Below are 12,741 nucleotides of genomic sequence, written 5' to 3'. Positions count from 1 at the left end.
ATTTCTTTTTATAAATCGAGTATACCACCCGTATTCTTATGGTCAATATAATTTAATGATTATATTTAAAAAGACACACGTTATTTTGTGATTTTCTGAACTATCATGAATACTGCATTAAAAAAGGCCAAGTAACACCAGAAGTGTACTTAACCTCATTTTTCACATATGATTGGTGCGACCGTTAACTACCATACACAATGGTTTGGATTTTCTCGGCATAGGTCTTAATCGCCGAGAAATTCTGGTAACTGCCATTATCGGTCATAATCACCAGCAAGTAACGTTGGCCTTCTGGCGTGGTGACGATGGCGGCATCATTGTCCGTGGTGCCAAGCCAGCCCACTTTATCTTGAACTGTACTGCCAGGGTCAGCCGCACTGGCGGCGGCAGGAATGCCATCACGGTAGACCTGTTTACCCATGGCCGTCAGCAATTTGTTCCGGTAGGTGGCATTGGCAAACGGCCCTTGCCCTTTCACCAACAACTTGAGCATCGTCAGCAGGTTGTCACTGCTGGTGGTGGCTGCGCCGGAATAGTGGAATGGGCTGGTGATGCCAAATTGACTCAGGTAGGTGTTGATCGGCGTACCGCCAGAGCTTTTCAGCACCGCTTCGGCATAGTCATTTTGACTGTTGACGATCATCGCCTGAAACCCGCTTTCGTCGCTACTGGTCCAGGTCTTGGCGCCAGTGGCCACTTCATGGAACAACCAAGCCGTGATATAGAGCTTATAGGTGGACGCCGCCACCATTTGAGTCTGGGCATTGGCGCTGGTGGCCAGCGCCCCTTCGGCGTAGACGGACGCGTCTTTGGCCTTAGCAGCCGTGCTGCCGGCCACTGGCGCTAAGTTGTAGAAGCTGACCGCGACGTGGCCACTTTTAATAATTTGCGCCAGATACGTGTTCAGCGCCTGCTTGATGCTTTGCTGTTTGGCTGCCACCTGGGTTTTACTTAGCGTCGTGACGGCGGTACTGCTGGCACTGGTGCTGCTAGCGCTGGCGCTACTACTGGCCGCCACTGGTGCGTCTGCCGCATCGGTGGCGTCATCTGCCGTCGCTTCATGCACAATGGCGGCAATTGCCAGCCACAGCACGCTGATGACCAGTAAAGTGAATGGAATGATGCGATGCCAAATTGGCCGTTTTTTTCTGCGCATGCCTTTTGCTCCCTGTTTATTAGCTTAATAATAAACCAGGCATGTGAATTTTATAAGAAGAAAATTAAATGTTTATCATTTCTCGCGATGCGCGAGCTACTCGCGCACCTGGCCATTGCCCCGAATCTGATATTTGGTGGTGGTCAAGGCGGCCAAGCCCATGGGTCCCCGAGCATGCAGCTTCTGCGTGCTGATGCCGATTTCGGCACCAAACCCAAATTGCTCGCCATCGGTAAACCGCGTGGAAGCATTCACATAGACACAAGCGGCGTCGACCTGATTCAAAAAACGTTCGCTGCTGGCATAATCATTGGTAATGATGCTTTCAGAATGTTTCGTGTTGTGCCGGTTAATATGGGCAATCGCTTCGTCCTCATCAGCGATCACCTTAACGGCCATGATCAAGTCATTATATTCGGTATCCCAATCGGCCGCGGTTACTGCCGCCATATTGGGCACAATCGCCCTGGCCGCCTCATCCCCGCGCAAAGCCACCCCATGCGCCTGCAACGCAGCGGCCAAGGCTGGCAAGTAATCGGCAGCGACCGCTTGATGAATCAACAGCTTCTCGGCAGCATTGCAGACGCTGGGCCGTTGCACCTTGGCGTTAACTACGATGGCCTTGGCCATCTCAAGGTCAGCCGTTTGATCCACGTAAATGTGACAATTTCCCGCCCCAGTTTCGATCACCGGCACGGTGGCGGTGTTGACCACCGCCTGGATCAAGCCAGCGCCGCCGCGAGGAATGAGAACATCGAGATACGCGGTCAGATGCATCATCTCATTGGCTAAGGCGCGGCTTGGATCCGCCACTAGCTGCACGGCCTGCGCCGGCAAGCCCACCTTGGTCAGAGCGGTTTGCAGCACTTGGGTTAAAGCCAAATTCGACTGCAGGGCTTCCTTACCCCCGCGCAACATCACAGCGTTACCACTTTTCAGCGTTAAACCTGCGGCATCAACAGTGACATTCGGACGGGCTTCGTAAATCATCCCGACCACGCCCAGGGGCACGCGCTTTTGAATAATCGACAGCCCCGCCGCATTAGTGAAGCCACCATCGATTCGGGCAGTTGGATCAGGCAAGGCCGCCACGCTCTTGAGGCCATTGGCCATATCGCTGATGCGCGCCGGCGTCAGGCGCAAGCGGTCGGTAAACTTGGCGGGCTGGTCACTGGCCGCCGCTAAATCACGCGCATTGGCGTCTAAAATCTGTTCGGTGTGGGCGGTCAATTCTGCCGCCATCGCCAGCAGCGCCTGATTTTTCGTGGCAGTATCTAACTGCGCCAGCACCTGGGCGGCGGCTTGAGCCTGTTGCCCCATTTGGGTTAAATCAATCATCGTGTTTCCTCCTTCACTTGACCAAAACGCGTGCCCACTTGCTCGCCGGCCAGCACCTGGAGCACCAGGCGCGGATCTTGACCAGAACACAGCACCATTTGCTTACCAGCTTTCATCATTGCTTTGGCGGCGCGCAGCTTCGTCACCATACCGCCAGTACCGAAGCGCGAGCTAGTGCCACCAGCACTCGCCTCGGCCAGCGCAGCCGGATCAGTCACCACTGGCACCAGCCTAGCCTCGGCGAATTGATGCGGGTCCTTGTCATACAACCCGTCAATATCCGACAAGACAATCAGTTGATCGGCCTCAATCTGGGTCGCCACCAGCGCTGAGAGTTGGTCATTATCCCCAAATGTGGTGCGATGCGCCAGTTCATCGGTCGCGACTGAATCATTTTCGTTGATCACCGGAATCACCTGCTGAACCAGCAGAGTCTGAATGGTATCCAGCACATGCTGCTTGGTGAGCGGATAATCAAAGACGTCATGCGTGAGCAGCAGCTGGGCAATCGTCGTGCCGTAATCGCTAAAGCGCTCGCTGTACAGCCGCATCAGCTCGGACTGGCCAATCGCGGCTAGCGCCTGCTGAGCGGCGATGGCTTTAGGCCGCGCAGTCATCCGGCGGCTGGCCAAGCCGACCCCGATGGCCCCTGAGGTCACCAGCACCACTTCACAGCCGCTATTTTTCACCGCTGATAAGGTATACGCCAGGCGATCAATCGTTTGTAAATTCACCTGACCATTGGGATAAATCAAACTACTGGTGCCAATTTTTACCACCACTCGTGAAACCATCGTCAACATCCTTTCAAAAACAAAAAGCGCCGCTTCGTCGAGGCACCCATTCCTGGGCGGTACCATCCTCGTTCGAAGCAACGCTTCACACTTTGTCAGTTCACTAAATTGGTCGTTCATCTGCAAGTCGGGTTCGAACACCAGGCGCAATTCACAGTCAAGATTGCGCTTCCTGAACGGTTCTACTTACATTGCAGGGATTGATAGGTAGTATAGCCGGCCAGGCTAGGCTTGTCAACTACCTCTGGTTTGCAGCTTTATAGTGGCGCCTTTAATTCGCGCTCATAATTGGCGAGCCACGCTTCAGACACCGGTTCAATCTTCGTTTGGCCTTCCGCTGCCGGATGGGCAATCAAGATTTGCGCCGGTTGATCTGCGGTGGCCACGCTAAAGGTAAACTCAACGTTGGTCGCAACGCCCCATTCGCCATTGTGATTCATGGCAATCAGGGAAAATTCACCAACCTTGCCATACCGGGCTTTGAGCTTAGCCACAAAGGGATACACGGCCTGGTCGCAAGCGGCTTGCGGGGTTGCCCCTGCCGCCATGCGCCGCACGATTTCATAGGACATGCAACCTTTCATAATATCCTCGCCAAGCCCGGTTGCCGCCGCGGCGCCGATTTCACTGTCGGCATAATAGCCTGAGCCAGACAGCGGCGAATCGCCCACCCGGCCGGCCTTTTTCATAAACAACCCAGAGGTAGAGGTGCCCACCGCCATCGAGCCGGTTTGATCCAGTGCAATGGCCCCGACGGTATCGTGGCCGTCGTAAGCGGTCATCGGCTGCTGGCGCAATACCTGCAGGCGTTTTTGCCATTCGGCTTTGGCCCGCGGCGTGAGCATGTTCGTCATTTCAAAACCGTGCAACAGCGCAAACTTGGTGGCGCCTTCGCCGACCCGAAAGCTGTTGTAATGGTACTTGGCTAAGGCCCGGGCCACCGAAATCGCATGTTTGACATTCTGGATGCCCCCGACCGCGCCTTGTGCTAAGGTGTCGCCATCCATGAAGGCGGCGTCCATTTCGACCACGCCTTCTTCATTCGGCAAACCGCCATAACCCACGCTTTTATAATATGGGTAAGCCTCGACGGTTTTGATCAGCGCCTCCACAGCATCCCCAGCCTGAGCTTGTTGCGCCAACAAATCACTGGCCTTAACCACGCCATCGTGCGCCATCCGCCAAGTCGCAATTGTCCCCCACTTCATCTGCCTCATCCTCTCGTTTGTCTGATGGGTCTTAGTATACCCGTCTCACAGCCAAAATGGACCCGGCGCCGCCGATTTTTCAACCTACAAGGCAGGACTAAAGACCGAAGCAACCAGGCCTGTAAATCAGGCGAAAGTTGCATGTCCCCTGAATGGTTCACTGCTACACTTTAGGTGTCATTAGGGAGCCGGGCACTACCACCAAGGAGGAAATGAAAATGTCAATTTGGGGTGTATTATTGGGGATCGTGCTGGTAGTGGTCGGACTGTGGCAGTTCCACGCCACCACGCATGCCTTCAAGGAAATGAAACGAAACGGCAACAAAAACACGTCACCGTTCATCATGTACGCCTTGTACAGCGGGTATCTGTTCGGCGGTCTGTTCATCATCGGCGGGGTGATGGTAGCCTTTAACCTGTTCTAACGCCGATTGACGCGGTCTGGTAAAATAAAGAACAAACATAGGAAAGAAGGCTTTTCATGCCTAGCAAACCTTTAGCCGCTTACGAACCAATGATTCCTGAAGTGGCGGCCTTACTCGCCGCTCAGCCGGACTTGCAGGCCTTTTTCAACGCCTTAACGCTAGGCTATCAGCGCGAATGGGCGCGCTTCATTTTTGGCACCGCCAGCGAAGCCACCAAGCTAAAACACCTCACGAAGATGAGTGAGGTGTTAGCTGCCGGTTATAAATCTAAGCGTGCTTATGATCAGCGTGCCAAATAATACCATGACCAAGCTAGCTGCTTGGTCATTTTTGATTCAAACCCACGCCTGCATGCAAGGCATCACGAGCTTGCGCGACAAAATGAAACTTGGCCACCTGGCGAAGGAAGACGCCCAGCGCAAGCGTCACCAATGCTATTTGAGCCGTTAGCCCATAAATGAGTCAAAAATAAGTCTAAAGTGGGGAACTAAAGCTCCTTATTTGCAGTTTTAAGCTATTTTTGCCCTTAATCAGCGTTTTGAGTGTGGTCTCACTGCTCATTGCGGCGACTGTTCCGCCCCCGGCGCTGCTGCGCAAACCACGCTGCCATTTGCTGGCGCTGCTCTGGGGTCGCATTTTGGAACTTTGCTTTCACCGCTTTTTGATAGCGTGGATCCAAGCTGCGATTCAACCACTCACTCCAACGCGATGAGCCTTGCTCAGGACGATTTCTGGCCGCCGGCGTCGAACCTTGCCCTGGCGCTTCGGCGCGCTGATCATAAAGCTGGTCGGCCAGTTTACGCCAATCCACATAGGCCGAAGCCGGCAATTCGGCGAGATCCTTTTGCTGCTCTGCGGGCAAGGCCTCAGCATCGTACATCTGCTGGCGGGCGTCGGCGTTCAAAAAGAAGCTGAGAATCGGGTAAGCCAAGTAGAACAACAGCGCCACCTGGGGTAAAAAGTAAGCCACAATAATGGCGGCTAATGACAAGCCGTCCAGCCAGTGATTGGCATTGCCGTAGATTTTTTGATACACCTGCTGCATCTCAGCTTTGGTGGTGAACTGCAAATGGACGATGGACTTCGCCAGCCCCCGAAACAAGAAGCTGATCACCGCTTGGGTCACCCCATACAGCATCACCGTCACCCGGGTGGTATTTTCCGCCATCATGTCGGTAAACAACGGCATTAAGGACAGCACCGCCAAAAAGACGACTTCCCAAATCAAAATCTGGTAGGTCATCGTCTCAATTTCGGCAAAGGCGGTACTGTGCTGATACCACATGTTAAACACGAAGACAAAGGTAATCATGTAAATACCAATGTGTTGCCCCATCGCCAGGTAATTGGCCCAACTGTCATGTAGCACTGGCGCAATGGCCAGCACCATGATGGTAATGATGACCGCCATGACACCATCGGAAAAGGCATCAAGGCGACTTTTGAGTTTTTCCATAATGTGCTCCTTTGGTTAACTGCTCGTATTCTACTGGTTAACCCGAGGCGGTGCAAGCACCGCCCTCATTGACCTTTACCAGAGGTGGAGAATTGGCCCCACCATGTACAGGCCAAACATCATCACCAGCAGACACAAGCTAGTCGCGGCGAACCGGTACCACCCGTGCATCCGATACCGGTCTGGTAAGGCCTTGGCCTCTAGTAAGAGCAAAAAGCCGAGGACAATGGGCACCAGCAGCGCGTTGATGACTTCGACGGTCACCGCCAGATCCACCAGCTGGATGTTGGCCAACACCAACACGGCCCCAATCACATGGGCCCCGATGTAGATCAGATAAAAGCCCGCGCTTTTCCGATTAAAGGGTTCATTGAGGCTGTGCGGCCAGCCTAGCACCTCGGTCAGACCCCAAGTCCCAGCCAAAGCCACCACCAGCGCCGCCACCATCGAGCCACCAAACAGACTCATGCCGATGAGCAGATTAGCCGGCAGTCGGCCCAAAAACGGCGCCAGGGCATTGGCCATCTGCCCCACTGTCGCGAAGGCCTCACTGCCGCCGTGTTGGCCCACCGTTGCGGCAAAGGTCACAATAAAGACAATCATGATGCCTTGGGTCACCAGCGTGCCAACCGCGGTATCGCGGCGCTCTTGTGGGATATCTGCCGGGGTCAGGTGCTTATCAATCACCGCCCCTTGCTGATAGAACAGCATCCAAGGCATGATCACCGCCCCGACATTCGCCGCCACCAAGTACACATAGCTGCGATTGTGCCAAGGAATCGTCACCAACCCCTGCAGCAGGTCTGACAACTGCGGCCGCGCCATAAACATCGCGATGATGAAAACGAACTCGGCCAAGCCCACCAACACCCCGATTTTTTCCACCCGCCGATACTCGCCCAAAAAGGCCAGACTAACCAGAAAAATCGTGGCAATGGGTATCGTGATCCACTTAGACACGCCAAACAGTTCCCCGACGCCAGCAATGCCGATGAATTCTGTCAGCAGCGCTCCAACCGCGGAAATCCCCAGCGTAATCGCAGCCAGCCAGGCCCAGCCACGGCCAAAGTACTGGCGAATCAGGGCCCCATGCCCTTCCTGAGTGATAATCCCCAACCGCACCGTCATTTCTTGGGCCATAAACAAAACAGGTATCAGCACCAGCTGCGGCAGCACCATGGTGTAGCCCCACTGTGCGCCAGACTGCGCCGCGGTAATTAAGCACCCAGCATCGGTATCGGCCAGCATCACCAATAGCCCTGGTCCCCACACCGCCAAAAAGCGATGACGCTGCCAAAAAGCACGGCGTATTATTTTCTCTCGTGCGATTATGCCTCACTCCTTTAACTTTCACAGTTTAGCGCAAAGCACCCCAGTCGCCTAGTCACTTTGGCCCAAAATGCGCAGTCGTCCAATCGTCAAAATCGCTTTGTTGTCCCATTAAATACGTTAGCTTCGGAGCAAGATGGTGAATGAATCCCATTACTGTGAGATATATCAGCAACTTGTGGTACTTGATGCCAAATACCACCAATGATAACGAACCTTTCAAGCACAACGACACCCTTTCACCTCTGCGAACGCAAAAAAATAAGCCTGCCACCAGGGCAAGCTTACTTTTAAATGCATTGAGCGCAAGATTAACGCTTGGAGAATTGACTCGCCTTGCGGGCCTTCTTCAAACCGTACTTTAAGTATCTCGCTTTCACACAGTTTTCAAGGCTTTAAAATCCTTGATATTACTGACTTTCTCTTTCACCAAGTTTCACTAAATTTCATACAAAAGGAAATGGAGCGACACATTTCGTACATTTTGAGCATTTCGTAAGGCTACGATTAACGTAAAGCAGAAGACGTACATCTTCTGCTTTTTGTGTGCTCAAGTAAAAATTGCAGCTCTATTTTCAGAAAACTCAGGAGGAAAAATCATTGATGAAAACAGCTCGGCGAACCTCAATATTCGCCGCATTAGTTGTTATATTTATCCAGCTCTTTATCCCCGCTTCACTGGCAATTGCCGCCAGCATGACCAACACCAAGGTCGCAGATTGGCGCAACACTTGGCACCTACATCTATTCAATGGTCTACATTGGACGGACACCGGCATGTGGATGAAGAAACTGAACGGCAAGGTGGCGTTTTGTGTGGAGCACGGAGTCGATCTCGATATGAGCGGCTCCGGCTACAACCCCAGCAATTACGCCGACAGTAAGAAAGATCAACTAGCCAAGATTGCTTACTACGGCTACTACCAGAACCCAACCAACCGTAACTACGCCGTGACCCAGATGGTCATCTGGGAGACTCTCGGAGACACGTTACTCACCACGCCGAACAAGACCTACCAAACCGAGAAGAAAGCGATTCTCGATAAGGTCGCGGCGCATGATCGCAAGCCATCGTTCAACGGCAAACAGATCACACTCGCAGTTGGCGATTCAATAACCTTGACGGACACCAACGGGCGGCTTGCGGCTTTTGCCCAACAAACAGCGAATACCGCAAACCTCAAGATTACGAAGTCCGGCAACAAGCTCACATTAACTGCTACCGCCCAGTCTAAGGCTTCCGGTAAGGTCGCCTATGCAATCGCCAAAGCTGCTGACGTTGGTACCTCATTCGTTTATACAAAGGGTTCCCAACAAAAGCTGGTCAACTTCAAGTTATCCAGCAACGGCGAGTTCAGTCTACCAATCAAGGTCAACCTGAACGGGAACCTGAAAGCCAAGAAGGTCGATGCCGACACCAACAAAGCCTTGCCGGGGGCGAAGCTCAAGTTCGCATACAATGGTACTTCCAAAGAAGTCACGACTGGCGCTGACGGGTATGCCGCCTTGAATGATTTGAAGGCTGGCACCAAGGTCACCGTCTCGGAAGTCACTGCTCCTAACGGGTATGTGAACAAGGGCGAACTCAAGGAAGCCACCATTGAACCCAACAAGACCGTCGAAGTTGTCCTCGGCAACAAGGAACAGCTCGGCAACGTGACCCTTGCCAAGATTGGTAAAGAGTTCGGTAGCGATATGTTCAATGCCTACTACTCCCTGAACGGCGCGGTGTATGGGATCTACACCAGCACCGGTACGCGAGTTGGTGCAATCACGACCGATGGCAACGGTAAAGGCACCTTGCAGAACCTCAAGCTCGGTAGCTACTACGCGCTTGAAGAAAAAGCCCCTGCTGGATATGTTCTGAACACGACCAAGCTGCCATTTGAATTGAAGTACGCTGGTCAGACCGTCGCGGTCACAACTGCTCATGTCGATACGACTGATCAAGAACAACGCGGCACTGCCACCATCATCAAGGAAGATGCGGCTACTGGTAAGCAGCCACAAGGTGCTGCCAGCCTTAACGGTGCTGTCTACGAACTCCACCGTGCAACCGATGACAAGCTCGTGAAGTCAGTGACGATCGCCAACAATACCGCATCCGTTTCTAACTTGGAGCTGGACGATTACTACTGGCAAGAAGTGAAGGCCCCACCCGGTTACGTTCTTGATCCGCAAAAGCACGCCTTCAAGCTGGCTTACGCTGGTCAGAACGTCACGACTGCAACTGCTACCACGACGGTTAAGGAACAAGTCATCACTGGTGATCTCGACCTGCTCAAGTACGGGAACTACGACTGGACAACCCAAGGCAAAGGCACTAAGCCAGTCATGCTCAAGGACACCCAGTTCACTGTGACCAGCAAGACTACCGGTAAGGTTGTCCGTACCGGCCTCACCGATGCCCAAGGCTACGTGAAATTCGCGGATTTACCTTACGACACCTACACCGTCACCGAAACCAAAACCCCAACAGGCTACAAAGGGATCAAGCCGTTCACAGTTGTTGTTGACGGCACCCAGAAGTCCCAACATTATAGCATTGAAAACAAGGTTATCGAAGAAAAGCTACGGGTGGTCAAGGTTGATACCGAAACCGGGAAGACCGTGCTACGCGCTGGCGCAATCTTCCGTGTTAAGAACCTGCAAACCAACAAGTACGAAGTCCAGCCAACTGCTGATAAGTCCGGCACAACTGATAAGTTTGTGACTGACAATTCCGGCAAGTTGATCACCGCCGAAGCGCTTGGCTACGGCAAGTACCTGCTCGAAGAAGTCCAAGCCCCAGAAGGCTATGTACTAGCTAAGGAACCGGCCAAGTTCACCATCGACGGTAGTCACAAGGACGGCATCGTGGTCATCAAGTTTGCTGACCTCTCCCAAAAGGGTGTCGCTACCTTGACCAAGACCGGGGCTACCCCAGTCGCCGTCGAAAAGGTTGAAACTGAATATGGCGATCAGTACAAGTTCAAGTACGACTACACCGCTCTGGCTGGTGCGAAGTTCGAGTTCAAAGCTGCCGAAGACATTACGACTGCTGACGGCACCGTTCGTGCCCACAAGGGTGACGTGGTTGCCACTGGCACCACTGATGCTCAAGGACAGATTCAAACCCCAGAACTCTACCTCGGCAAGTACACTGCAACCGAAGTGTCTGCACCAAACGGGTTCATTCTGAACACCGATCCAATTGCCTTTGAACTCAAGTATGCTGGACAAGAAGTGACGGTGACCTCTACCTCACTTGAAGCTAAGAACGACTTCCAGCAGCTCGACATCACGCTCAACAAGCAGGAGGAGAGCCTCACAGGGTGGAAGAACAACCTCCCAGAAATCAAGAACGTCGCCGGTAATGGACAGGTCTTTGGCCTGTTCTCCATGGCCGCCACTAAGATCGGTGACACCGAGGTTCCAGCACAATCGTTGCTCGCAACAACCACGGTCAAGGATGGGAAAGCTGCGTTCGATGCGATTCAGCTACCGGTTGGCTACTACTACGTCAAAGAACTTGATGCTGGCCATAGCCATGATTTGAGCACGACGATGTACGGCTTCCACTTCAACACCACTGACAACGAGAAGATCAAGCATATCAAGATCAACGACGGTAAGCAGATTGAGAACAAGCTCCACGAAAACGAACTGTCATTCAAGAAGATCAACGAAGTTGCCACGCTGGTTTCGGGCAAGGGTTACTCCTACGCCATGACCGGTAATGCTGCCGGTGCGGTCTTTGAACTGCTTGATGCTGACAAGAAGGTCATTCAGACCATCACCGTCGGCAGGGATTCCACTGGCTCTATCAAGCACCTACCAGTTGGAACCTTTTATCTCCGTGAATCCACGCCTTCTGCTACAAACCTTGTACTGTCCAAGGAAACTCTCAAGCTCGTCTCCACCAAGGACGGCGTGACGGTCTTTCATGGCAAGGACAAGCAGATTGGTGAGGCCAAGGCTGACGCCAAGGAACCAACCATCGCCTTTGAACTGAACAACAACTTGATCAAGGGTACGGGTGAACTGACCAAGACCGACGTTTCAACCGGCAAGCGACTGCCAAACACGGGTATCCGCATTCTGGACGAAGACGGCAAGACAGTCGTATCTGGTCGCACCGACAAGAACGGGGTCTTCTCCTTTGGTAACCTGCCTGCTGGCAAGTACAGATTCCAAGAATACGACGCACCAAAGGGCTACGAAATCAGCGAAGCCCTTGTACCATTCGAGATCACGAAGGACGGTGAAATCGTGAAGGCTATCATGAAAGACAAGCAAACGCCGAAGCCTGGTCTACCACAAACTGGTAACGCCAAGGCTGGTTGGCTCATGGTCATCGGTGTAGTACTGCTTCTCGGCATACTCGCTGCAATGGTTGTGATTGGTGGCACCAAGAAGAAAGACGGTAAGTAACATGCGCATTTCTTCTATTAATATGTACCCTGACCCCGGCGGCGATGTGTTGCTCCAAGGCGACATCGTACTGGATCATGTACTCATCTTGAAAAACGTGAAGCTCATCGAAGGTCAGCATCGCTTGTATATCCAGTTCCCACGATACGCTGATGGTCGCACGGTTCACCCAATCTCCAAATCATTTTACAACTACCTACTTCAACAACTAACCGAATACTATCACCAAGCCACAGCCGAGTAGCCCACCTACCCGGCTTTTTGAATACGAAAGGAAGACTACAACATGGAACTCAAATTTGTTGCACCAAACATTGAAAAGACGTTCGGCCACTTGTTCTTCGGCTCGCTCAAGCGGGAGCTGCAAGATGGCGACCGTGACAATCGCAAAGTCGTGTCGCGCACTTACGAGTTGTTCTCGGACTTACAACGCACTGACAACATTGAGATCACCATTCCCGCCAAAAAAGGTGAGAAAGGCGAAACCATCGAAGTTGATTCGCCGGTGATGATCGTCAACCCACGGATTGCAACAGTCGGTTACCGCATCGGCGATCAGGGCTTTGTCCGCTACATCTGCCATGCCGACGACATTATCCCAGTTTAAACAAAGAAAAGA

General features: G+C 52.8%; 11 protein-coding genes. 5 read left to right on the top strand and 6 right to left on the bottom strand.

Translation table 11 applies throughout. The features are described from left to right. Positions 1 to 184: 184 nt before the first annotated feature. The 4 genes from JUF11_RS10355 to JUF11_RS10340 all read right to left on the bottom strand — a co-directional run bounded on the left by JUF11_RS10355 (position 185) and on the right by JUF11_RS10340 (position 4,508). Positions 185 to 1,159, bottom strand: a complete 975-nt coding sequence (locus JUF11_RS10355) for a serine hydrolase (protein ID WP_204119541.1) — start codon at positions 1,157 to 1,159, stop codon at positions 185 to 187. A gap of 96 nt (positions 1,160 to 1,255) precedes the next feature. Continuing rightward, positions 1,256 to 2,497 (bottom strand): glutamate-5-semialdehyde dehydrogenase, encoded by a 1,242-nt coding sequence (locus tag JUF11_RS10350; protein ID WP_204119540.1) that lies wholly within the window; start codon positions 2,495 to 2,497, stop codon positions 1,256 to 1,258. After that, positions 2,494 to 3,300 carry a glutamate 5-kinase gene (gene proB / locus JUF11_RS10345; RefSeq protein ID WP_204119539.1) on the bottom strand — a complete coding sequence of 269 codons (807 nt, stop codon included), beginning with the start codon at positions 3,298 to 3,300 and terminating at the stop codon, positions 2,494 to 2,496. Before proB ends, JUF11_RS10350 begins: the two co-directional genes overlap by 4 nt. Before the next feature lie 248 nt (positions 3,301 to 3,548). Then, a complete protein-coding gene (locus JUF11_RS10340) occupies positions 3,549 to 4,508 on the bottom strand; it encodes a glycosylasparaginase (protein ID WP_373305869.1) in 960 nt (319 codons plus the stop codon). A gap of 209 nt (positions 4,509 to 4,717) precedes the next feature. Between JUF11_RS10340 and JUF11_RS10335 the strand changes: the two genes are divergently transcribed. Then, positions 4,718 to 4,924 carry a hypothetical protein gene (locus JUF11_RS10335; protein ID WP_204119537.1) on the top strand — a complete coding sequence of 69 codons (207 nt, stop codon included), beginning with the start codon at positions 4,718 to 4,720 and terminating at the stop codon, positions 4,922 to 4,924. Between the two features lie 56 nt (positions 4,925 to 4,980). Continuing rightward, positions 4,981 to 5,223, top strand: coding sequence for a YdeI/OmpD-associated family protein (locus JUF11_RS10330; RefSeq protein ID WP_204119536.1), 243 nt, complete (start codon positions 4,981 to 4,983; stop codon positions 5,221 to 5,223). Positions 5,224 to 5,474: 251 nt separating this feature from the next. On the opposite strand, the gene JUF11_RS10325 is transcribed toward JUF11_RS10330, so the two are convergent. Beyond that, on the bottom strand, positions 5,475 to 6,380 hold the full coding sequence (locus JUF11_RS10325; RefSeq protein WP_204119535.1) for a TMEM175 family protein: 906 nt from the start codon (positions 6,378 to 6,380) through the stop codon (positions 5,475 to 5,477). A 75-nt stretch (positions 6,381 to 6,455) separates the two neighbouring features. After that, complete coding sequence (locus JUF11_RS10320; protein ID WP_308439938.1) at positions 6,456 to 7,712, bottom strand: NRAMP family divalent metal transporter; 1,257 nt, start codon at positions 7,710 to 7,712, stop codon at positions 6,456 to 6,458. Positions 7,713 to 8,312: 600 nt separating this feature from the next. Between JUF11_RS10320 and JUF11_RS10315 the strand changes: the two genes are divergently transcribed. The 3 genes from JUF11_RS10315 to JUF11_RS10305 are packed head-to-tail and all read left to right on the top strand — an operon-like array spanning position 8,313 to position 12,729. Continuing rightward, on the top strand, positions 8,313 to 12,122 hold the full coding sequence (locus JUF11_RS10315; protein WP_204119559.1) for a SpaA isopeptide-forming pilin-related protein: 3,810 nt from the start codon (positions 8,313 to 8,315) through the stop codon (positions 12,120 to 12,122). Position 12,123: 1 nt separating this feature from the next. Beyond that, the gene (locus JUF11_RS10310; RefSeq protein WP_204119533.1) at positions 12,124 to 12,366 is read left to right on the top strand and encodes a septation protein SpoVG family protein; all 243 of its coding nucleotides are present in this window, start codon (positions 12,124 to 12,126) and stop codon (positions 12,364 to 12,366) included. 42 nt (positions 12,367 to 12,408) lie between these two features. Continuing rightward, positions 12,409 to 12,729 carry a DUF961 family protein gene (locus JUF11_RS10305; protein ID WP_204119532.1) on the top strand — a complete coding sequence of 107 codons (321 nt, stop codon included), beginning with the start codon at positions 12,409 to 12,411 and terminating at the stop codon, positions 12,727 to 12,729. Positions 12,730 to 12,741 lie beyond the last annotated feature (12 nt).

It is taken from the genome of Lacticaseibacillus suilingensis, assembly GCF_016861845.1.
In the GTDB taxonomy this organism is placed as follows: Bacteria; Bacillota; Bacilli; order Lactobacillales; family Lactobacillaceae; genus Lacticaseibacillus; species Lacticaseibacillus suilingensis.
Note: the sequence above shows the minus strand (reverse complement) of the source record. Positions and strands in the feature narration are given on the sequence as shown.

Bases quoted from the DNA above. Each gene is read 5' to 3' on its own strand.
- JUF11_RS10315 (WP_204119559.1), top strand. From the start codon at position 8,313: ATGAAAACAGCTCGGCGAACCTCAATATTCGCCGCATTAGTTGTTATA.
- JUF11_RS10330 (WP_204119536.1), top strand. From the start codon at position 4,981: ATGCCTAGCAAACCTTTAGCCGCTTACGAACCAATGATTCCTGAAGTG.
- JUF11_RS10305 (WP_204119532.1), top strand. From the start codon at position 12,409: ATGGAACTCAAATTTGTTGCACCAAACATTGAAAAGACGTTCGGCCAC.
- JUF11_RS10355 (WP_204119541.1), bottom strand. From the start codon at position 1,159: ATGCGCAGAAAAAAACGGCCAATTTGGCATCGCATCATTCCATTCACT.
- proB (WP_204119539.1), bottom strand. From the start codon at position 3,300: ATGTTGACGATGGTTTCACGAGTGGTGGTAAAAATTGGCACCAGTAGT.
- JUF11_RS10350 (WP_204119540.1), bottom strand. From the start codon at position 2,497: ATGATTGATTTAACCCAAATGGGGCAACAGGCTCAAGCCGCCGCCCAG.
- JUF11_RS10340 (WP_373305869.1), bottom strand. From the start codon at position 4,508: ATGAGGCAGATGAAGTGGGGGACAATTGCGACTTGGCGGATGGCGCAC.
- JUF11_RS10335 (WP_204119537.1), top strand. From the start codon at position 4,718: ATGTCAATTTGGGGTGTATTATTGGGGATCGTGCTGGTAGTGGTCGGA.
- JUF11_RS10310 (WP_204119533.1), top strand. From the start codon at position 12,124: ATGCGCATTTCTTCTATTAATATGTACCCTGACCCCGGCGGCGATGTG.
- JUF11_RS10325 (WP_204119535.1), bottom strand. From the start codon at position 6,380: ATGGAAAAACTCAAAAGTCGCCTTGATGCCTTTTCCGATGGTGTCATG.